This window comes from Pseudomonas sp. 21 (assembly GCF_000955805.1).
GTDB lineage: Bacteria > Pseudomonadota > Gammaproteobacteria > Pseudomonadales > Pseudomonadaceae > Pseudomonas.
Map to the genome: position 1 here is coordinate 328,245 of NZ_JYOA01000004.1, position 19,969 is coordinate 348,213.

Consider the following 19,969-nt stretch of genomic DNA (forward strand, 5'->3'; position numbering starts at 1 on the left):
TCATGCTTGCCGTCCCACCCGCCCTCTGGCGCTTGCGCCGACTGATCCTGCTGCTCGCCTTCGCCGGGGTGCTGGCCCTGCTCTATCGCGCCAGCGGCCTGCACGAGGAATTCAGCCTCGACTACCTGCGCGACGAGCTGGCCGACAACCGCCTGCGCGGCCTGCTGCTGTTCGTCGGCCTGTTCGCCCTGGGCAACCTGCTGCACATCCCCGGCCTGCTGTTCCTCGCTGCCGCCGTACTTGCGATGGGCAAGCTCTGGGGCGGGTTGATTACCTACGCCGCCGCCCTGTTTTCCTGCGGATTCACCTTCCTCGTCGTGCGCGCCGTGGGCGGCAATGGCCTGCGGCTGCTGAACAACAAGCTGACCCGCGCCATCTTCAGCCACCTCGACCAGCGCCCGGCGACCGGCGTGTTCCTCCTGCGCCACGCCTTCATCACCTCGCCGACGCTGAACTACAGCCTGGCCCTCTCCGGCATCGGCTTCGGGCCGTACATGCTCGGTACGGCGCTCGGCCTGCCGATCCCGCTGCTGCTGTGTTGCCTGCTGTTCGACCGCCTGGGCAGCCTGCTGATCGGCTGAGGCGCGGCAAGCGCATCTGTGGGAAAATCGCCCTCCGCTTCCCTGCCCGCGCCCGCCATGCCGAAACCGCCGAAACGCCCCGCCGCCCAACCCGAGCCCCTGCGCGACCCCGCCGCCAAGCGGCCGAACCTGCTGCACCCGCGCAACCGCCACCAGGGACACTACGATTTCCCGGCGCTGATCGAAGGTTGTCCGGAGCTGGGCCGCTTCGTCATCACCAACCCCTACGGCAAGCCGAGCATCGATTTCGCCAGCCCCGAGGCAGTGCGCGTGTTCAACCGCGCGTTGCTGAAAGCGCAATACGGCATCGGCCAGTGGGACATCCCCGCCGGCTTCCTCTGCCCGCCGATTCCCGGCCGGGCGGACTACGTGCACTACCTCGCCGACCTGCTTGCCGGGGAAAACGGCGGCAGCGTGCCGCGCGGGCCTGACGTGCGCGTGCTGGACATCGGCGTCGGCGCCAACTGCATCTACCCGCTGATCGGCCACCGCGACTACGGCTGGCGCTTCCTCGGCTCGGACATCGAACCGGCCGCCCTCGCTTCCGCCCACGCCATCGTCAACGGCAATCCGGGCCTTTCCGAGGCCATCGAACTGCGCCAGCAGCACAATCCCAAGCACATCTTCCGCGGCCTGCTCGATGCCGATGAGCGCTTCGACGCGACCCTGTGCAACCCGCCTTTCCATGCCTCGCCCGAGGAAGCCAGCAGCGGCAGCCGGCGCAAATGGAAGAACCTCGGCAAGCTCGACCCGTCGCGCCAGTTGCCCAAGCTGAACTTTGGCGGGCAGAGCAACGAGCTCTGGTGCGAAGGCGGCGAGATCGCCTTCCTGCGCAAGCTGGCGGCGGAAAGCGCGGAGGTCGGCCAGCAGGTACGCTGGTTCAGCTCGCTGGTGTCCAAGGCCGGCAACCTCGACGACTTCCGCCGCGCCCTGAAGAAGGCCGGCGCCATCTCCATTCGCACCGTGGACATGGCCCAGGGCCAGAAGCAGAGCCGCTTCGTCGCCTGGACCTTCCTCGAGCCGGAGCATCGCCACCGCTGACTCACGCCTCGGCGGCCAGTACCGGCGCCCGCTCCCGGCCCAGCAGCAGGAACACCAGCCCGGCGACCATGAAGGTCACACCCGCCAGCAGCTCCAGCACCCGGCTGAACACCGCGACGTAATCGCTGCGCAGTTGCTCCGGTGGCAACTGCGGCAGTTGCTCGACGACCGCCGCCAGGTTGCCGATGGCCAGCTGGTTGGCACTCATCAGGCGCTCCGCCGGGGCCAGTCCCAGCGGCTCCAGCTGCGCGGCAATCAGGGTTGCCAGCAAGGCACCGACCACCGCGATGGCCACCGCATCGGCGGACACCCGCACCGTGTTGAAGATGCCGGTCGCCATGCCAGCACGCTCGCGCTCCACGACACTCACCGCCAGCCCATCCATCAGCCCCCAGGGCAGGCCGATACCGATGCCGATCACCAGCAGCGGCGCATCCGGCGCGACGCCTCCCGCCAGGTTGCGCGCCAGCCACAGCAACCCGCCCGCCACGATCAACAGGCCGATCGCCGACAGGCTGCCGGCGCTGAAATGCTTCGCCAGCAACGCCGCCAGGAAGGGCACTATCAGCAGCGGCGCCGACAGCGCCAGCATGGTCCAGCCGGCTTGCAGCGCGCCCTGCCCTTCGACTCCGATGAAGCGTCCCGGCAACAGCACGATCAGCACCACGTAGGCGAAAGCCGGCGACGCACCCAACAGCTGCACGCCGACGAAACGCCAGTGATTGAACAGCGAGAGGTCCAGCAGCGGCCGTTCGACGCGACGCTCGATGGCGATGAACGCCGCCAGGAGCACAGCACTCGCCGCCAGCGTGAGGATGACTGCAACGCTGCTCCAGCCCTGTTCCGGCGCCAGCAGCAGGCCGTAGGTGAACAGGCCGAGCGCGGCGGTGAAGCTCAGCGCGCCGGGCCAGTCCAGCCCGCGCGCCTGTGGGTCGCGGGTCTCGCGGCAGAAGCGCACGACCACCGGCACCGAGGCCAGTGCACACACCGCCGGCACCAGGAATACCCAGCGCCAGCCCGGCCCGTCGGTGAGCCAGCCGGCGAGCAGCGGGCCGAAGGCCAGGCCAACACCGAAGGTCGTACCCAAGAGGCTGAATACCCGCGTGCGAATGGGTCCGTCGAACTCCTGCGCCAGCGCCGCCATGGCGGCGGCGAAGGCTGCCGACCCTCCGGCGCCCTGCAATACCCGCAGCAGGTCGATAGCCGCCACCGAACCGGCCAGCGGAATCGCCAGGGTGGTCACGCAGAACAGCGCCAGGCCGACCAGCCAGACACGCTTGCGCCCGTAGACGTCCGCCAGGCTGCCGGCCGCCATCATTGCCGCGCCATAGGCCAGCACGTAGCCGTTGACGATCCAGTTCAGCGCCACCGCCGAGCCGCCCAGCTCATGGGCAATGGCCGGCAGCACCACGGCCGGGCCGGTGAAGCACAGGGGAATCAGCACCGCCGTCAGGCTGGCGGCGAGCAACAGCAACCAGCGCGAAGCCTCGGATCGGTGTTCAGGGGTGTCATGGGAAGGGTTCATGGTGGGTCCGCAAGGAATCGAGGAAGACCCGCCGAAAGCTAATCAACCCGGCATTGCGGAAAAACAGGCTAGGATTCCGAATTAAACGGACAACATTGTCCGCAATCGATCTTTCATCACGCGGCACAATGGCCGCCCGCCCGCACGGATACATGTCCATGGACAGCCTCAACGGCCTGCGCGTCTTTCTCCAGGTCGCCGACTCCCTGAGCTTCGCCCAGGCCGCGCGCCTGCTCGGTCTCTCCGCTTCGGCGGTGGGCAAGAGCATTGCGCGCCTGGAGGAGCGCCTGGGCGTGCGCCTGTTCCATCGCAGCACCCGCAGCTTGAGCCTCTCCAACGAAGGCCAGCTGTTCCTCGAACGTTGCCGGCGCATCCTCGACGAACTCGAAGCGGCGGAGCAGGAACTGGCGCTGTCCACCCAGCAGGCTCGCGGCCGACTGAAGATCAGCATGCCGCTGGTGGCCGGCCTGCTGCCGCAGGTGCTGCCGGAATTCCTCCGCTGCTATCCCCGCATCCAGCTGGATATCGACTTCACCGACCGACTGGTGGACGTCATCGAAGAGGGTTTCGACCTCGTGGTGCGCGGTGGCGAGCTGCGTGACTCGCGCCTCAAGGCTCGTAAGCTGGGCGACTTCAGCCTGCTGCTGGTGGCCTCGCCCGGCTATCTGCGCCAGTACGGCACGCCCCGGCGGCCGGCGGACCTCAACGAGCACCTGTGCCTGCACTACCGCTATCCGAGCAGCGGGCTGGTGCAGCGCTGGCCGCTCAAGCTCGCCCCCGGCGAAGCGGAACCACGCCTGGACGGCGGGCTGGTCTGCAACACCGCCGACATGCTGATCAACGTCGCCAGCCAGGGCATGGGCATCGCCTGCCTGCCCGACTTCGCGGTGCGCAGCGCGCTGAACGACGGCCGGCTGGTACAGGTGCTGAGCGAACACACCACGCACCAGGGCAGCTTCCACGCACTCTGGCCAGCGGGGCGGCGCATGTCGCTGAAGCTGCGGGTGTTCCTCGACTTCCTCGGCGACCGCCTGTTCGTCACTCGTTAAGGCGGCTCAGCGGATGAACTGCTTGCTGATCTCGCGGAAGACTTCCGTTCCCGCGCGTTCCAGCCACTCGAAGGCGACCATCTCCCGCGAGACGATCACCGCGCCGGCCTGACGCATCCGCTCCAGCGCCAATGCCTTGTCCTGTGGGCGGCGCGAGCCGACAGCCTCGTCCACCACGTAGACCTGGCGATCTTCGGCGAGCAGCCCGAGCACCGTCTGCAACACACAGACGTGTGCCTCGGTGCCGCACACCACGAACTGCCGGCGATCGCCGCCGGGCATCTGCAACAGGCCGGGATCGGTGACGGCGGAGAAGGCGATCTTCTCCAGCACCTCGCCTTCGGCCAGCTCGCCGCGCAGCGCCGGCAGTGTGGCGCCGAGCCCCTTCGGGTACTGCTCGGTCGCCAGCACCGGCACGCCCAACCGGCGCGCGATGGCCAGCAGCCAGGCGCTGTGCTCCAGCACTGCCTCGTTGTCGTGGATGGCTGGGAACAAGCGTTCCTGGATGTCGATGATCAGCAGGGTCGAGGCCTGGGCGCGCAGCAGCATCGGGGTGTCCTCCTTGCGTTCGAAAGCGGGAAAGCGAACCCGAGTTGTGGTCCCCTGGCAGCGCACTGTCAACCGCCATCGCACCATTGGCCACTTGGCAGGCGGCGCGCCAGCCCGCACCCTATGCGTCGCCAGAACACCACAACAACGAGCCTGGGAGACAGGGAACATGGGCAACAGCATCAGCATCGCCGCGCGTGACGGCAGTGGCAGCTTCAGCGGTTATCTCGCGGTACCGGCCAGCGGGCACGGCCCCGGCGTGGTGATCGGCCAGGAGATCTTCGGCGTCAACGCCAACATGCGCAGCATCGCCGACAGCTACGCCGAGGAAGGCTACGTCGCCCTGGTGCCCGACCTGTTCTGGCGCCTGCAGCCGAACCTGGAACTGGGCTACAGCGAGGCCGAGTTCGGCCAGGCCATCGGCCTGTTCCAGCGCTTCGACGTGGACAAGGGCGTGGACGACATCGCCGCCGCCATGGACGCCCTGCGTGCCCTGCCGCAAGTCGAGGATCGCGGCATCGGCTACGTCGGCTTCTGCCTGGGCGGCAAGCTCGCCTACCTCACCGCCACGCGCACCGACGCCGCCTGCTCGGTGGGCTACTACGGCATGGGCATCGAGCAGATGCTCGACGAGGCGAAGAACATCAGGGGCCGCCTGGTGCTGCACTTCGCCGAGCAGGACGTGTACTGCGATGCCAACGCCCGCGCCGCCATCGGCGAAGTCCTCGGCCAACTGCCGAAGGCGGAAATCTACAGCTACCCCGGCGTCGACCACGCCTTTGCCCGCCCCAACGGCATGCACTTCGACAAGCCCGCCGCGCTGATGGCCCACGAGCGCAGCATCGGCGCGCTCAAGCGCGAGATCGGCCCGGACTTCGACCTGTCGCAGCTGTGGGAAGACCACATCCACCACGAATTCGCCGCTCGCGACGTGCCCGCCACCATGGCAACCATGGTCGCCCAGCCCTACGTCAACCACATCCCGACCATGACCGGCGGCGTCGGCCAGGACGAACTGGCGCGCTTCTACCGCAACCACTTCGTCCACGGCAATCCGCCGGACATGAAGCTGGTGCCGATCTCCCGCACCGTCGGCGCGCTGCAGGTGGTGGACGAATTCGTCATGTGCTTCACCCACTCCACCGAGATCGACTGGATGCTCCCCGGCGTACCGCCCACCGGCAAGTACGTGGAAATCCCCATGCTCGGCGTGATCCGCTTCCGTGGCGACAAGCTGTGCCACGAACACATCTACTGGGACCAGGCCAGCGTGCTGGTGCAGATCGGCCTGCTCGACCCTGCCGGCCTGCCGGTGGCCGGCGTGGAGACGGCGAAGAAGTTGCTCGACGAGAGCCTGGTTTCCAACACCCTGATGAACAAGTGGAAGGACAGCGAAGGTCGCTGATCCTCCGCCCGCACAAGGAGCCACTGATGTACCCCATAGGGAAATGGACCTGCGCCGCGTTGCTGGCCTTCGCCGGCAGTGCCGGCGCGGCGGAGCGCAGCGCACAGCCGTGCGACGACGCCACCCTGCAGACCCTCGCCGGGCTGCTCGGCCAGCAGGGCTGGCAGGCGCCGGAGTCCGCTGCGGCCACGCCGGTGGTCGCTGCTGCCTGCAAGGCCTGGCCGGATGATCCGCAGTTGCAGGTCGTTGCTGTCGCCTACAGCGCGGCGGACGACAAGACCGAGCCCGGCGAGCGCAATCTGAACCTGCTGGTCGGGCAGTTCGACACGGCCAGCGGCAAGCTGGTGACGCGCGTCGACGACAGCATCGGCGAGGACGCCATGGTGGAGATCGACAGCACCAGCCTGTGGCTCGACACCGCGCGCTATCGCCTGGCGCCCGATGTGCGCGCTTTCGGCCTGATCATCGGCAGCGTAGCCCGCGGCGCGAGCTGCCCGGACGCCTGGTCCTATGACGACTTCAGCCTCTACGCGCCACAGGGCGACAAGCTCAGGGAAGTATTCCGCACCTACCTGCGGCAGTGGACGACCTTGGAAGGCCAGACTTGCAGTGATGGGCGCACGGTGATCGAGCGCTCGCAACTCACCCTGTCGATGGGCCAGGAAGCCCATCACGGCTATGCCGACCTGATCGTCAGTGCGAAGGTGCAGCGCGAACAGGAAGGCGACGATGTCGGCGCGCCGAAGACCGTGCGAAAAACCGTCAGCTACGACGGCACGCGTTACCCCTTCGAGGAATTCTCGACCTTCTGGCAGAGCCAGCCCTGACCTGCAGGAGCGAGCTTGCTCGCGAACAATCCTGCCGGTGAGCCCGATGTGACTCGGTTCGCGAGCAAGCTCGCTCCTACAAAGAACGAGGCCGCCCGAAGGCGGCCTTGGTATTGCTTGCCGTACCGATCAGTGCCCGGTGTTATCACCGCGGCGGCTGGTCTCGAAGAGGAACCAGGTGCGCTGCTCGGTCTCGTCGATCCAGTTCTCGATCAGGCTGGCGGTGGCGATGTCGTGGTACTCGTCGCACAGGCCATGGACCTCGCGCATGTAGGAGGTCAGCGATTTGTTGTCCTCCTGCAGCTCGGCCAGCATGTCCAGCGGCTGGACGAACTCGGCATCGTTGTCGAGGATGCGCTTCAGACGCGAGATATGGCCGATGGAGCGGATGGTGTTGCCGCCGATCTTGCGGTTGCGCTCGGCAATGGCGTCGGTCATCGCGAAGATTTCGGTGGCGTGGTCGTCCAGCAGCAGGTGGTAGTCGCGGAAGTGCGGGCCGCTCACGTGCCAGTGGAAGTTCTTGGTCTTCAGGTACAGCGCGAACACATCCGCCAGCAGGCGATTGAGCGCCGCCGACAGATCGCGGGTGGCGTTCTTGCTCAGGTCAGACGGCGTGGCCAGCGCGGGTGCACGACGCGGGACGGACTTGGTGGCAGGCGGTTTTGCGGCGGCGGGTTTGGCGGCGGAAGCCTTGGCGACGGGCTTGGCCGCTGCGGTCTTGGCGGCTGCGGGCTTGCTGGCAGCAGGCTTGGCGGCCGGCTTGGCAGCGGCAGGTTTTGCGGCAGGTTTGCTGGCCGCTTTCGCAGCCGGCTTCGCGGCGGGCTTGGCCGCTGCGGGTTTCTTCGGAGCCGATGCGGATTGCTTCATCACAAATCACCTCTACGAAAGATCACGATACCTGTGGATGCCGACCCAGGCGGGAGCGGCTGACTTACGCGGTCTTGAGCCTATCTCGCCTGACGTCGATTGCAAGTTGACCGCAGTGCCGCGCTCGCGTTCCGACTGAGGTGGATCAATCGTCGAGGGGTTTGCGGAAGTACACGACACGCTCGGTTTCGACGAAGCCCAGGGCGAGATGAAGGGCATGGCTGTCGGTATTGTCGAGCGCCGCATCGGAAGCGAAATCGACACAGCCGCGGGCACAGCCCCAAACCTGCACCGCCCCCACCAGAGCCCGCGCCACACCTTGCCGGCGGGCGTCTTCACGGACGTAGATGCCCTCGAGAAACAGCACCGGCGAGCCGTCCGTGCCGTTCACGTAATCGCTGCGCACCGAGGCTTCCGCCAGCCCCAGCGCCCTGCCCTTTTCGTCGCGGGCCAGCCAGGCGCCGTAGCGTTGCGGCTGCGCGAGGATGTCCCGCGCCTCCGCGACGAACGCGTCCGCATGATCGCCCGGCCAGAGTTGCAGGCGCAGCTCGATCCAGTCAGGCAGATCCGGTTCTTCGCAGTGGCGCACGGAGAGGCCCATCAGGCTTTCTCCGGGTCGAATCGGAACTGCTGGTCGAGCTGGCTGTAGCCCATGCCAACGCCCTTGTGCACCTTGAGCTGTACCGGAATGCGTTCCTTCAGTGCCTCGACGTGGCTGATCACGCCAATGGTCTTGCCCGTGGCGTTGAGGCTGTCGAGGGCATCCAGCGCGACCTCCAGGGTCTCGCCATCGAGGGTGCCGAAGCCTTCGTCGAGGAACAGCGAATCGATGCTGGTCTTGTGGCTGACCAGGTCGGACAGCGCCAGCGCCAGCGCGAGGCTGACCAGGAAGCTCTCGCCGCCCGACAGCGTCTTGCAGTCGCGCGCCGTGTCGCCCTGCCAGGTATCCACCACCTCCAGTTCCAGCTCGCCGTCGCTGCGCCGCGCCAGCTGGTAGCGTCCATGCAGGCGCTGCAGCTGGCGGTTGGCGAGGTGCACCAGGTGATCGAGGGTCAGGCCCTGGGCGAAGCGCCGGTAGCGCGCACCGTCGGAGGCGCCGATCAGGCTGTTGAGGCGCTGCCAGAGGTCGTGCTCCTCCTCCTGCCGGGCGATGTCCGCGAACAGGCTCTGCTGGCTGGCGCGACGGGTGTCGTCGCCCTGCAGCTGGGCACGAATCTCGCCCTGACGCTGGCCGAGTTCGCGCAGCTGAGTGGCAAGTGCCTGCAACTGCAGGTCGAGTTCCTCCAGCGGCAGTTCGCCGTGGGGTTCTGCCTGCAGGCGCTCGACATCCTGCGCAGCAGCGACACGCAGGGTGGCGGCTTCGGTAATTGCCGTTTCCAGGCGCTGGCGCAGTTGGCTGAGTTCGCTGCGCCGGGCATCGTCCAGCAGCGCGGCGAGGTAGGTCGCCTCGTCGGCGAAGGGACTTGCCGCCAGCGCCTGCTGCCAGCTTGCCAGGTGCTCGGCGAGGCGCGCCTGCTCCTGCTCCTGCCGCTCGCTCAGCGACTGCTCACGGCCCTGCAAGGCGTCAGCCTGGCGCTGTGCGGTTGCCAGTTGCTCCTCCGCCTGCGCCAGTGCTTGTTGCGGCGCCGCCTGTATCACCAGCGGCTGGCGCGCATCGAAGCCAGCCGCCTGCCAACGCTGCTGCCATTGCGCTGCGATCTGTTGCGCCGCACGGGCAGCCTGCTCGGCATCACGTTCGGCCGTGGCCAGCTCCTGGCTGCGCTGCTGGTCCTGCTGCCATTGCTGCCATTGCGCCGTGCGCTCGGCCAGCCATTGCTCGCCGTCTTCCGGCACGTCGTAGCCCAGCTCAGCCAGCGCGGCGGCCAGTGCCTGGCCCTGCTGTTGCAGCTCCGTGCGCTGAACCCCGAGTTGCTGTGCACGTTCTTCCTGGCGCTGCCGTTCGTGGGTTTGTTGCTGGTCGAACAGTGCCAGTTGCTGCGCGGCCTCGGCGTGATCGCGCTCGGCGCGCTGGCGTTGCTGCTGCGCCTGCTGGAGCTCGACCCGAAGGGCTTCCAGCGCCTTCAGCTGTTGCTGCAAGGCGGCCAGCGAAGTCTCATGGCGCTCGCGCTCGGCGCTGAGCTGCTGATCGTCCTTCAGCGCAATGCCCTGCGCTTCACACTGTTGCTGCCAAGCCTGCTGATGCTGTGCCAGCGCGGCCCGCGCTTCATCCAGCTGACGCTGCCCCTGCTGCAGCTGCGCATCCAGCCCGGCCAACTCGCCGCGCAGGGCAATGCCCTCGCTTTCCAGCTCGGCCAATTGCTGGCGCGCCTGCTCCAGCGCTGCCTGCGTGGAGGACACATCCAGCGCCTGGTAGGCCGCCACCGCCGGGTGCTCCTGTGAGCCGCACAAGGGGCACGCCTCGCCGGGCTGCAACTGCGCACGCCAGTGCTCCAGCTGGTGAATGCGCTGCTCCTGCTGCAGGAGCTTTTCCTTGTCGGCAACCTGCTGCTTGGTCGTCTGATAACGCTCACGCAACGCGACGATAACGGTGTCGCGCTCGGCCTTGCGCTGGTGCAGCGCCTCCAGCTCCGGCTGGCAGCGCGCCAGTTGCGCGGCGGCCTCGGCACGGGCCCGGGCCAGTTGCTCCAGACGGTCCAGCCCACGGCTGTGCAATTGCCCCTGCTGCAGCCGCTCACGCAGCTCACCTTCGGTAGCTCCACCCAGCAATGCCGAGAGCTGCTGCTGATGCTGGCCCTCCTGCGCGCCCGCCGATTCGACCTGCTGCTGCATGAAGGTGACGTTGCCTTGCAGGGTCTGCCGCTGTGTCGTCGCGGCCTGCAATGCCTGGTCGGCCGCCTGCGCCTGCCGCTGCAAGTCGGCGATGGCCTGGGCCAGGCGCGAACGCTGGGCGAACTGTGCGCGCCAGCTGCCGAGCAGCTCACCCAGTTTCGCTCGCTGCGGGTGCTGCGCCAGGCGCGCCTGCAGCGCCTGCCGCTGCTCGCTGACGGCCTTGCGCTCGCCCTCGCATGCCTCCTGCGCTTGTTGGGCATAGTGGTTCGCCGCCCACAGCGCCTGGGCAATCTCTTCCCGCCGGAGCGCCTGCTGGGTACGGTTGTCCTCCAGCGCCAGGCGACCCTGTTCGACGCTCTCCCGGGTGCTTCGCCAGGCCTGGTGCAATGGCTGCAGACGAGCCGCGGGCTCGCTGTCCGCCAGGCGTTGCAGATCGGGTCGTGCTTGCTCCAGTGCCTCGCGGGCAGCGGATTCCTTCGTACCGGCCTGCTCGACCTGCTGCTGCGCACGGCTGAGGTCTTCGCGCCAGCGACGCTGCGCCTGGAGGGCCGATTGCTGCGCCTGCAATGCCGTTTCCTGCCCGGCGGCATCACGGCCCTGCTGCTCCAGTTCGCCGCGCTGTTCGGCGCTGAGCAGTTCGAAGCCGTCGGCGCGGGCGCGCAGTTGGTCCAGGGCGCCGCGAACCTCACGGGTGCGCTCGAACACACGCTGGGAAATCAGCCCGTAGATTTCCGTGCCGGTGAGTTCCTCCAGCAGCTCCGCGCGCTGGTTGGCGTTGGCCTCGAGGAAAGCGGCGAACCCGCCCTGGGCCAGCAGCATGGATTTGGTGAAGCGCTCGAAGTCGAGCCCCGTGAGCGTCTCGGTCTGCTTGAGCTTGTCGTTGATCTTGTCGGTGAGGATCTGCCCCTCGCCGGTGGCGCGGTCGATGCGCACCAGCTCCACCTTCGGCGCCTGCAACGCGCCCTCGGCCTTGTCGCGGGCGCGGCGCTGGCTCCAGAAGGCGCGATAGGGCTGCCCCTTCACTTCGAACTCGACCTCGGCGAGACAGTCGGCGGTATGCCGGGTCATCAGCTCGTTGCCGCTCTGCGACAACACGCTCATGCGTGGCGTACGGTGGTACAGCGCCAGGCAGATGGCATCGAGCAGCGTGGTCTTGCCCGCTCCGGTCGGCCCGGTGATGGCGAACAGGCCGTTGCCGGCGAAAGGTTCGGCAGTGAAATCGATCTTCCATTCGCCCTTGAGCGAATTGAGGTTCTTCAGGCGCAGGCTGAGGATTCTCACGGGCGCTCCTCCTGCAGCTCGGCGACGACCTGTCGGTAGAGCCCGGTCAGCCGTTCGCGCAGCGGTGCTTCCAGCTCCTCGGCGTCCAGGCGCTGGCGGAACACATCCTCGGGGCTGAGCTCGTCGAGGGTCTCCTTCGCTTCGCTGAACAGCGCCGCCTGCGCGGTGCCGCGCTCGCGGCGGGTGCGCAGGACGATCACCGGCAGCTCTTCGCAGAGCTTCTCGACGCGCAACTGGATGTCGCTCAGGTAGTCATCGGTGTGCACCATGACTTCCAGCCAGACCGGTTGCTCGGCGCTGCCTTCGCGGGCGACGCGGGCCAGTTCGGCGGGCAGCTCGGCGAGGCTGCCGGACACCGATTTCAGCGGTTGGAAGCGCGGCACCGGCAGCGCGGTGACGCTGCGCAGGCCACTGTCATCCAGGTCCACCAGCAGGACTTCCTTGCCCTGGGTCGCTTCGTCGAAGCTCAGCGCAATGGGCGATCCGCTGTAGCGAATGTGCTCCAGGCCGCCGACCTTCTGCGGCCGGTGGATGTGGCCGAGGGCGATGTAGTCCGCCGCCGGGAAGGCGCTGGTGGGGAAAGCCTCCAGGGTACCGACGTAGATTTCCCGCACGGACTCGCTGGCGCTGGCGCCGACGGTGGTCAGGTGGCCGGTGGCAATGATCGGCAGGTGCCGGCCGAGCTTTTCGCGCTGCGCCTCGGCGCACTCGAACAGCTCGCGGTAATGCGCCTGGATCGCCTGCTGCAGGGCCAGCTGCTTGTCCTGCGCACTCTGCCCGGCCTGGCTGGTGAGCACGTCGCGCGGGCGAATGAAGGGGATCGCGCAGAGGATGGCGCCGGGCTGGCCGTCACGCTGTGGCAGCACCAGCAACTGGCGCTCGAGGTCGGTGCCGACCGCGGCGATCACCTGCGTATCCAGGCAGGCGAGCAGATCGCGGGACTCCTCCAGCATCGCCACCGAGTCGTGGTTGCCGCCCAGCACCACCAGGCGTGCGCCGGTGCCGCGCAGCTCGACGATGAAGCGGTTGTACTGCTCGCGGGCATAGCTGGGCGGCGCGCCGGTGTCGAACACGTCGCCGGCGATGATCACCGCGTCCACGGCCCGCTCGCGCACCTGTTCGACCAGCCAGGCGCAGAACGCCTGGTGCTCGGCCTCGCGGCTCTTGCCCATGAAATGCTGGCCCAGGTGCCAGTCGGAGGTGTGGAGAATGCGCATGCCGTGAAGTCCGCAGCCGTGTTTCGAAGGTTTCGGATGATAGCGGCTTCCGCCTTCGCGATGGCGGATTCGCCGGCCGCGCCCGCGCAGGCTGGCTATCTTTTCAGGACAGCACGTCGTCACAAGGACTCCCCATGCAACGCCTTCTGAACATGCTCAAGGACCTCGCCATCCTGGTGCGCGCCAACCTCTGGCTGGTGCCGGTGCTGGCCGCGCTGGTCGCTGCGGTCTTCTACTTCGTCGCCCCGCCACCGCCGATGAGCGCGACCCTGGCCACCGGGGCGCCGGGTGGCGGCTACGCGGTGTTCGGCCAGCGGCTGAAGGAAGAACTGGCGAAGCAGGGCTTCGACCTGCAGCTGGTGCGCACCGCAGGCTCCAGGGAAAACCTCGGCAAGCTGCTGGACGGCAAGAGTGGCGTGGACCTGGCGCTGGTGCAGAGCGGCCAGGAGCAACAGCTCGAAGCCAAGCAGCGCGCGCAGCTGCAGACACTGGGCGCCGTGTTCCAGGAGCCGCTGTGGCTGTTCCAGCGCCGCGAGGCGAAGATCGACCGCCTGGCCGACCTGCTCGCCCTGCGCGTCGCCATCGGTGGCGAAGGCAGCGGCACCGAAGCGGTAACCCAGGCCATCCTCAAGGCCAACGAAATCCCCACCGATCCCCTGCCCGCCGGCTGGCAGGCGCACGGCGGCAACGCGGTGGCCAACCAGTTGCTGGCCGGCGAACTGGACGCCGCCTTCTTCGTCGGCCCGGCGGAGAACCCGCTGATCCAGCGCCTGGCGGCCAGCCCCGAGCTCAAGCTCACCGGGTTTCGCCGTGCCCACGCCTACGAGGCACGGATTCCCTTCCTCAAGCGCGTGGAGGTCAGCGAAGGCCTGCTGAACCTGGTGCAGAATGTGCCGGACCAGGACCTGGCTACCCTGGCGCCGGTCGCCACCCTGGTGGTCAACGGCGACTTTCACCCGGCACTCACGCCGCTGATCCTCGAAGCCGCTCGCACGGTGATGAAGAGCGGCACCCTGCTCGATGCGGCCGGTGCCTTCCCCAGCGCCGAGCCGCGTACTCTCACGCTGCAGGAAGACGCCGAGCGCTACTACAAGAGTGGACCGCCGCTTCTGCAGCGCTTCCTGCCGTTCCGCATCGCCTCGCTGGCGGACCGCTACATCATCCTGCTGATCCCCTTCATCGCCATCCTGATCCCGCTGATGAAATCCATCGGTCCGCTGTACCGCTGGCGCATCCGCGCACGCATCTACCGCTGGTACCGCTACCTGCGCGAGATCGACCGGCGCCTGGACGAACGCACCGGCAGCGCCGAGCTGAGCACCGAGATCGAGCGCCTGGAACAGCTGGAGGCCGAGCTGGCCAAGGTCGAAGTGCCGCTGTCGTACTACAACGAGCTGTACGAGCTGCACCTGCACCTGAACTACGTGATCCGCCGCCTGCGCCAGTTACGCCGCAACCGGCGCGAGCGTGACGAGGGGCTGGCGCCGACGGCGGACTGATCGGCGTCGCGCATCCCGCCGCCGGGTCGGGTAAACTCTGGCGTTTTCCAATCCGCCCGCCCCGCCGCCGCTTCGATGCGTGCGGCGCCGCCGGCACTGAACATCCGGGTCCGCCATGCCGATTCGTCACGCCATCGTCCACCTGATCGACAAGAAGCCCGACGGCAACCCCGCGACGCTGCACGCGCGCGACGCCGAGCTGGGCGACTCCCAGGCCATCGAGAACCTGATGGCCGACCTCAACGAGAGCTACAACGCCAAGCCGAACAAGGCCTGGGGACTGTTCCAGGGCGAGTCCGGCGCCTACCCGTTCAGCGGCTGGCTGAGCGAGTACCTGGACAGCGGCAAGGACTTCGTCGCTTTCTCCAAGCAGGCGGTGGAGCACCTGAAGACGCTGATGGAAGAGTCCAACCTCTCCACCGGCGGCCACGTGCTGTTCTGCCATTACCAGCAAGGCATGACCGACTACCTGTCCATCGCCCTGCTGCACCACAGCGAAGGCGTGGCGGTGACCGAGTCGCTGGAAGTGACCCCGTCACGCCACCTGGACCTGGGCCAGCTGCACATGGCCGCGCGGATCAACATTTCCGAGTGGCAGAACAACAAGACGTCCAAGCAGTACATCTCGTTCATCAAGGGCAAGGGCGGCAAGAAGGTCTCGGACTACTTCCGCGACTTCATTGGTTGCACCGAAGGTGTCGACGGGCCGAGCGAGACCCGCACCCTGCTCAAGGCCTTCAGCGACTTCGTGGAGAGCGAAGACCTGCCCGAAGAGCAGGCCCGCGAGAAGACCGACGTGCTGGTGGACTACGCCACCAGCCAGGCCAAGATCGGCGAGCCGATGGCCCTGGACGCGCTCTCCGAGCTGATGGACGACCAGGCGCCGCGCGCCTTCTACGACTACATCCGCAACAAGGACTACGGCCTGTCGCCGGAGATCCCGGCGGACAAGCGCACCCTCAACCAGTTCCGCCGCTTCACCGGCCGCGCCGAGGGTCTGTCGATCAGCTTCGAGGCGCACCTGCTGGGCAGCAAGGTGGAGTACGACGAGGCCCGCGACATGCTGATCATCCGCGGCCTGCCGACCCAGTTGCAGGACCAGCTCAAGCGTCGCAAGGACTGAGGTCCGCGCTGACAAAAAAGCCCATCCCGCGATGGGCTTTTTTGTGGGAGGAATGTCCTCCCCTGTAGGAGCGGGCCATGCCCGCGCGCCCATCGATCTGCTGCGGGATCAGCCGAATTACTCCGTAGCCTTTCGCGGACGTTGTCCGCGATCGCGGGCATGGCCCGCTCCTACAAAAGGCACGCCGGTGCAGCCCGACCAGTTCAACAGGCCCAGTCGATCTTCATGTCGCGGAAATCCAGCTGGGCGTTGCCGCTGCCGAAGTTGTAGCCGCCCAGGTATTCCTCGAAACCGATGTAGTACGCGCTGACGTCCGGCATGCCCTGCACCGGGCGCATGGTGCCGCCGATGTGGTTGGGCTGGTGGCCCTGGCTCCAGGCGTGCTCGCGGTAGTTGTCGCGATGGATGTCATCGTTCTCCCAGTAGTAGAACAACTGGTACTCGGTGCCGCCGTACTCGTCGGGCTGGACCCCGGCGTTGGGGTCGCTGGCACGCGGCGTCCAGCGCAGCAGGTAGCGTGTCTCCAGACCCGGCCTGGGAATGCCGCCGAACAGGCCGAACAGGTAGTCGCCTTCCTTCAGCGTGGTGTCGAAGGTGCTTGCCGATCCCATCGCCAGCCACTGCGGCGCGGCCGTCTGCGCCAGCAGCGGATTGCCCGTGGGCAATTGCGGTGGCTGGCAGACTGCACCGTTGAATTCCGCTTCAGTCAGCAGGATCACCGCGTAGGCGCCGCCGAGAATGTCTTCCATGCGGTGCAGGCGCGGGTGGCTGGCGCCGCCGGCCTGCCAGAAAGGCAGCAGATTCGGATCGGTCGGTGGCTGCTCGCCCGGCGAAACGACTTGCTCGGCGATACCGTCAACACTGTTCGGGCCGCCGTCGTTCTGGTCAGGCGAAAGCGAGAAGAAACTCAGCGCGACGATCTCCGGCCCGTGCACCCGATAGTCCTCGGGCAGGCGCAGCGTGAAGCCGTGCATCAGCGGGTAGCCGGTATCCGGGTCCAGCGGCCATTGCTCGGGCGCGATGCCCGGCGGCAGGCCGAAGCACCAGCCCTGGAGCGTCTCTCCGGCGGCGGGCGTGGAGTGTTTCAGCAACTCGATATCGTAGGCGTGCATGCGCGGGGTCCCTTCTCGTGCAATGAGGGATGGACGATAGACGCCCGCGCCAGACGCCTCAAGCGACCCGCGCACAGACTTCCGACAAAGCGCTACGCAGCCCGCGCGGTGCGGCTGCTAGAGTCAAGTCAGGCGCCTCTCGCTCGCGGTGGCCGCCATGTCCGCCCTGCATGCTCTCCCTGTCGCTGCGTCTCCGCTCTCCGGGCTGCCCCGGCTGCACTGCTCATGCTTCGCACTGCTGTTGCTGCTCTGCACCCGCCTCCTTTTCGCCGACCCCACGCCGCAGCCACTGACGCCGAACGTCGCGCGCTTCGTGCTGGCCAACGCCGAATTCAGTGTGATGCACGAGATGGGACACGTGCTGATCGCCGAGTACGACCTGCCGGTGCTCGGGCGCGAGGAAGATGCGGCGGACCAGCTCGGCTTCATCCTGCTGTTCCGCCTCTACGCCAGGTTGCCGCGCGACGAGGTGGACGCGCGCCTGCTGGACATCGCCGACTACTGGCGGCTGGAGTGGCAGACGCCCAAGCCTCCGCCGGACCAGGTGCTGGCGTGGGACAGCCACCCGCTGGACGAGCAGCGCTACTACAACATCGCCTGCCTGCTCTACGGCAGCGACATGGCGCGGCTGGACTGGTTGCCGCCGCTCACTGGCCTGCCCTATGAGCGAGCGGTCTACTGCGACCAGGAATTCCAACAGGCGAGCAAGGCCTTCGAATGGATCAGGCACACCCGGCGTACGTCGTCGATCCAGCACCACACGGCCTGGCGCCTGACCTGGGACACGCCTTCGATGAACCCCGAGCAAGCCGGCCCGCTGATCGCACTGCTGCGCGACGGCGACCACCTGCAGCTGATGGTCAACGAGGTCTTCCGCCTGTTCCACCCGCCGCGCCCGCTGAACCTGCGGCTGGTCAGCTGCGGCGCACCGGACGCCTGGTACAACAGCAACAGCGGGGAAATGGCGCTCTGCTACGAGCGCCTGCAACACTTCCGCGAGATGGCCGAGAACCTGCCGCGCCTGCGTACGCCGGTCACGCGGCAGTGCCCCGGCCCGGCCGGGCTCAGGCCGGGCGGATGCTGAAGCCGATACGCGGGAAGTGCACGTGGACGGTGCCGGCGCGCGAGTCTTCGCGGCGCAGGACCAGGCTCTCCAGCCCGGCGTGCAGCAACTCGCCTTCCACCGGGTCGCAACCGTAATCGGTGGCGGCAATCACCACGCGCTGGCCAGCCTTGAAGCCGTTGGGATCGACGAAGGTTTCCTCCGGCAGCGCAGCCGGCTGGCTATCGCGGGCCACGGCGATGGCTTCCTCGGCACTCAATTCGCTGGCGGCACCGTGGCCGAAGCCCAGCACGCGGCCGAGCCAGGCGGCGACCGACGGGTAATCCTCCACCAGCGGTGCGGTGACCGGCGTGGCCTTGAGGAACCACAGGCAGTGCGCCAGGGAGAAATCGGCGATGGACGGCTCGCCGAACAGGAAGTCGCCTTCCTCACGGGCCAGTTGCTCCTCGACGCGCGCCATGAAGGCCGGCCATTGGTGCTTGGCCTGCTCGGCCGGCAGCTTGCTGGCGGTGCCGCCGCTGAACAGCTGGCTACGGTCGGCGACGAAGGCCTGGAGGAACTGCGGCGGCAACTTGCCAAAGCGCATGGCAATGGATTCGGGCTGGAATACCAGGCTGACGGCGTGCTGGAAGATCACCGAGTCGGCCCACAGGGCAAAGCTCGCCGAGGTGAACTCGTGGCCTTCGGGGAACAGCGCGGGCACGGCCTTTTCCTGCTCCAGGCGGCGGGCGATCAGCGCGGTGTCGCAGTAGATGTCGGCGCCGACCTGCAGCACCGGGGTCTTGCGGTAGCCACCGGTGAGGGCCATGAGGTCCGGCTTGGGCATCAACGGCGGGATGGTCACCGAACGCCAGGACAGCTGCTTGAAGCCCAGCATCAGACGCGCCTTTTCGGCGAAGGGCGAAGTCGGGTAGTGGTGCAGGATCAGCTCGGACATGGGGGGCTCCAGCGGCCGGAAGGTGGTCCGGCAGCTTAACCCTTGCGTCGAGCCAGTCCTACCTCATCCCTCGGATGGGACGACATCCACGGCGCTGATGGTGAAGGGATTGGCCAGCACCAGGCGTTCCTTGGCCTTCTTGGTCAACGCCTTGATCGCGCGCTCGCGGCGCAGGGCGTCGCCCTTGCCGGGGCAGGCCTCGACATACACCAGCGCCTGGGCCGGGCTGGAATGGAAGAAGCGCGCGCCCTTGCCGGTGCGATGGGTTTCGAAGCGCCGTTGCGCGTCGTCGCTGATGCCGCAGTACAGCGCGCCGTTCTCGGCGCGCACCAGATAGACGAACCAGGGTTTGGGCTCGGCGACGGTCACGAAGCCCAGACCCGCGCCTGCATGCGGTCGCAGTAGGCGACCAGGCGCTCGTAGCTGCGCGCCATGTCGTTGAGCGGGGTTTCCAGGGTGCTGAGGATCAGGTTGGCCAGCACGCCATAGGTCGCCGCATCGGCGCTGCAGGGCTGGGCGCCACCGAAGTACGGCAGGTCGCCGAGCATGCCGTCCAGGGCTTCGAGGTCGTCGCGGGCGAAGCCCAGCAGTTCCTCGCGGCTGTGGCGCAGCAGGCCGCGGCCCTTGAGGTCGCCGCGAATCTTGCGTTGCAGCATCGCGCCCACTACCGGCCGCACCGGCGCGGGCACGCCGCGCAGCATCACATCCTTCACCTGGCGGAAGCCCTGCTCGTCGAGCCAGCGGAAGTACACCAGCAGCGGCACCAGGTGCTCGTCGCACAGGCGGGTGATCGACACCGCCCAACCACGGCCACGGGCGTCGAGGCCGGCATCAAGGTCGAATTCGTAGTACTGCTGCAGCGTGCGCATGATGATCGCCGTATCGGCGATGGCCTTGCCGTCCAGCGTAATGAACGGCAGCTTGCCCTTGGGCCCCTTGCGTGGATCCATCACAGGCTTGACCTGGTACTCCAGCCCGGCAAGGCGCAGGAAGGTCTCCAGCTTCAGGCAGAAGGGGCTGACGTTGGGTACGTTGAAGGCGGGCGGGAACTGGAAAAGTGTGATCATGGCGGCGTCCGGCTCTCAGTCGCCTGTCATTTAAGCCTATCCCGCCGCCACGGGCGA

At 67.6% G+C, this 19,969-nt stretch carries 18 protein-coding genes; 8 read left to right on the forward strand and 10 right to left on the reverse strand.

Annotated elements, in window-relative coordinates:
• Positions 1–2: 2 nt before the first annotated feature.
• Both UB43_RS11180 and rlmF read left to right on the forward strand, forming a co-directional pair.
• A complete protein-coding gene (locus UB43_RS11180) occupies positions 3–581 on the forward strand; it encodes a VTT domain-containing protein (RefSeq protein WP_045210601.1) in 579 nt (192 codons plus the stop codon).
• Between the two features lie 57 nt (positions 582–638).
• On the forward strand, positions 639–1,622 hold the full coding sequence (rlmF, locus tag UB43_RS11185; protein WP_082085820.1) for a 23S rRNA (adenine(1618)-N(6))-methyltransferase RlmF: 984 nt from the start codon (positions 639–641) through the stop codon (positions 1,620–1,622).
• 1 nt (position 1,623) lies between these two features.
• Here rlmF and UB43_RS11190 read toward each other — a convergent pair whose 3' ends face one another.
• Positions 1,624–3,147: an MFS transporter gene (locus UB43_RS11190; RefSeq protein WP_045210603.1), complete on the reverse strand. Its 1,524-nt coding sequence runs from the start codon at positions 3,145–3,147 to the stop codon at positions 1,624–1,626.
• Positions 3,148–3,305: 158 nt separating this feature from the next.
• On the opposite strand from UB43_RS11190, the gene UB43_RS11195 reads away from it, so the two are divergent.
• Complete coding sequence (locus UB43_RS11195) at positions 3,306–4,196, forward strand: LysR family transcriptional regulator (RefSeq protein ID WP_045210606.1); 891 nt, start codon at positions 3,306–3,308, stop codon at positions 4,194–4,196.
• Between the two features lie 6 nt (positions 4,197–4,202).
• On the opposite strand, the gene UB43_RS11200 is transcribed toward UB43_RS11195, so the two are convergent.
• Positions 4,203–4,745, reverse strand: a complete 543-nt coding sequence (locus tag UB43_RS11200) for a hydrolase (RefSeq protein ID WP_045210609.1) — start codon at positions 4,743–4,745, stop codon at positions 4,203–4,205.
• A 169-nt stretch (positions 4,746–4,914) separates the two neighbouring features.
• Between UB43_RS11200 and UB43_RS11205 the strand changes: the two genes are divergently transcribed.
• The gene (locus tag UB43_RS11205) at positions 4,915–6,150 is read left to right on the forward strand and encodes a dienelactone hydrolase family protein (protein WP_045210612.1); all 1,236 of its coding nucleotides are present in this window, start codon (positions 4,915–4,917) and stop codon (positions 6,148–6,150) included.
• A 26-nt stretch (positions 6,151–6,176) separates the two neighbouring features.
• Positions 6,177–6,977 carry a hypothetical protein gene (locus UB43_RS11210; RefSeq protein ID WP_045210615.1) on the forward strand — a complete coding sequence of 267 codons (801 nt, stop codon included), beginning with the start codon at positions 6,177–6,179 and terminating at the stop codon, positions 6,975–6,977.
• 129 nt (positions 6,978–7,106) lie between these two features.
• On the opposite strand, the gene UB43_RS11215 is transcribed toward UB43_RS11210, so the two are convergent.
• The 4 genes from UB43_RS11215 to sbcD all read right to left on the reverse strand — a co-directional run bounded on the left by UB43_RS11215 (position 7,107) and on the right by sbcD (position 13,111).
• Positions 7,107–7,844 (reverse strand): DNA starvation/stationary phase protection protein, encoded by a 738-nt coding sequence (locus UB43_RS11215; RefSeq protein WP_082085821.1) that lies wholly within the window; start codon positions 7,842–7,844, stop codon positions 7,107–7,109.
• A 145-nt stretch (positions 7,845–7,989) separates the two neighbouring features.
• Complete coding sequence (gene aac(6') / locus UB43_RS11220; RefSeq protein ID WP_045210617.1) at positions 7,990–8,445, reverse strand: aminoglycoside 6'-N-acetyltransferase; 456 nt, start codon at positions 8,443–8,445, stop codon at positions 7,990–7,992.
• Positions 8,445–11,894, reverse strand: coding sequence for an AAA family ATPase (locus UB43_RS11225; RefSeq protein WP_045210619.1), 3,450 nt, complete (start codon positions 11,892–11,894; stop codon positions 8,445–8,447). The genes aac(6') and UB43_RS11225 overlap by 1 nt, the downstream gene beginning before the upstream one ends.
• The gene (gene sbcD / locus UB43_RS11230; RefSeq protein WP_045210621.1) at positions 11,891–13,111 is read right to left on the reverse strand and encodes an exonuclease subunit SbcD; all 1,221 of its coding nucleotides are present in this window, start codon (positions 13,109–13,111) and stop codon (positions 11,891–11,893) included. The genes UB43_RS11225 and sbcD overlap by 4 nt, the downstream gene beginning before the upstream one ends.
• Positions 13,112–13,245: 134 nt before the next feature.
• Here sbcD and UB43_RS11235 point away from each other — a divergent pair, with 134 nt between their 5' ends.
• Together UB43_RS11235 and yejK are read left to right on the forward strand one after the other, a co-directional pair.
• A complete protein-coding gene (locus UB43_RS11235; RefSeq protein WP_045210623.1) occupies positions 13,246–14,610 on the forward strand; it encodes a TAXI family TRAP transporter solute-binding subunit in 1,365 nt (454 codons plus the stop codon).
• A 115-nt stretch (positions 14,611–14,725) separates the two neighbouring features.
• Positions 14,726–15,733, forward strand: coding sequence for a nucleoid-associated protein YejK (gene yejK / locus UB43_RS11240; RefSeq protein ID WP_045210626.1), 1,008 nt, complete (start codon positions 14,726–14,728; stop codon positions 15,731–15,733).
• Positions 15,734–15,936: 203 nt separating this feature from the next.
• Here the strand turns inward: yejK and UB43_RS11245 are convergent, their stop codons facing one another.
• Positions 15,937–16,845: a hypothetical protein gene (locus UB43_RS11245; protein WP_045210629.1), complete on the reverse strand. Its 909-nt coding sequence runs from the start codon at positions 16,843–16,845 to the stop codon at positions 15,937–15,939.
• Positions 16,846–17,002: 157 nt separating this feature from the next.
• Here UB43_RS11245 and UB43_RS11250 point away from each other — a divergent pair, with 157 nt between their 5' ends.
• Complete coding sequence (locus UB43_RS11250; RefSeq protein ID WP_256205149.1) at positions 17,003–17,929, forward strand: DUF4344 domain-containing metallopeptidase; 927 nt, start codon at positions 17,003–17,005, stop codon at positions 17,927–17,929.
• On the opposite strand, the gene UB43_RS11255 is transcribed toward UB43_RS11250, so the two are convergent.
• The 3 genes from UB43_RS11255 to UB43_RS11265 form a co-directional block, all read right to left on the reverse strand.
• Complete coding sequence (locus UB43_RS11255; protein WP_045210632.1) at positions 17,910–18,845, reverse strand: glutathione S-transferase family protein; 936 nt, start codon at positions 18,843–18,845, stop codon at positions 17,910–17,912. The genes UB43_RS11250 and UB43_RS11255 overlap by 20 nt on opposite strands.
• A 63-nt stretch (positions 18,846–18,908) precedes the next feature.
• The gene (locus UB43_RS11260) at positions 18,909–19,214 is read right to left on the reverse strand and encodes a GIY-YIG nuclease family protein (protein ID WP_045210634.1); all 306 of its coding nucleotides are present in this window, start codon (positions 19,212–19,214) and stop codon (positions 18,909–18,911) included.
• A complete protein-coding gene (locus tag UB43_RS11265; protein ID WP_045210637.1) occupies positions 19,211–19,912 on the reverse strand; it encodes a glutathione S-transferase C-terminal domain-containing protein in 702 nt (233 codons plus the stop codon). The genes UB43_RS11260 and UB43_RS11265 overlap by 4 nt, the downstream gene beginning before the upstream one ends.
• Between the last annotated feature and the right edge of the window lie 57 nt (positions 19,913–19,969).

Coding starts and splice junctions, on each gene's coding strand:
- UB43_RS11205 (WP_045210612.1), top strand. CDS start 4,915: ATGGGCAACAGCATCAGCATCGCCGCGCGTGACGGCAGTGGCAGCTTC.
- UB43_RS11245 (WP_045210629.1), bottom strand. CDS start 16,845: ATGCACGCCTACGATATCGAGTTGCTGAAACACTCCACGCCCGCCGCC.
- UB43_RS11255 (WP_045210632.1), bottom strand. CDS start 18,845: ATGTCCGAGCTGATCCTGCACCACTACCCGACTTCGCCCTTCGCCGAA.
- UB43_RS11215 (WP_082085821.1), bottom strand. CDS start 7,844: ATGAAGCAATCCGCATCGGCTCCGAAGAAACCCGCAGCGGCCAAGCCC.
- UB43_RS11190 (WP_045210603.1), bottom strand. CDS start 3,147: ATGAACCCTTCCCATGACACCCCTGAACACCGATCCGAGGCTTCGCGC.
- yejK (WP_045210626.1), top strand. CDS start 14,726: ATGCCGATTCGTCACGCCATCGTCCACCTGATCGACAAGAAGCCCGAC.
- UB43_RS11250 (WP_256205149.1), top strand. CDS start 17,003: ATGTCCGCCCTGCATGCTCTCCCTGTCGCTGCGTCTCCGCTCTCCGGG.
- UB43_RS11200 (WP_045210609.1), bottom strand. CDS start 4,745: ATGCTGCTGCGCGCCCAGGCCTCGACCCTGCTGATCATCGACATCCAG.
- UB43_RS11265 (WP_045210637.1), bottom strand. CDS start 19,912: ATGATCACACTTTTCCAGTTCCCGCCCGCCTTCAACGTACCCAACGTC.
- rlmF (WP_082085820.1), top strand. CDS start 639: ATGCCGAAACCGCCGAAACGCCCCGCCGCCCAACCCGAGCCCCTGCGC.
- UB43_RS11195 (WP_045210606.1), top strand. CDS start 3,306: ATGGACAGCCTCAACGGCCTGCGCGTCTTTCTCCAGGTCGCCGACTCC.
- UB43_RS11180 (WP_045210601.1), top strand. CDS start 3: ATGCTTGCCGTCCCACCCGCCCTCTGGCGCTTGCGCCGACTGATCCTG.
- sbcD (WP_045210621.1), bottom strand. CDS start 13,111: ATGCGCATTCTCCACACCTCCGACTGGCACCTGGGCCAGCATTTCATG.
- UB43_RS11235 (WP_045210623.1), top strand. CDS start 13,246: ATGCAACGCCTTCTGAACATGCTCAAGGACCTCGCCATCCTGGTGCGC.
- UB43_RS11210 (WP_045210615.1), top strand. CDS start 6,177: ATGTACCCCATAGGGAAATGGACCTGCGCCGCGTTGCTGGCCTTCGCC.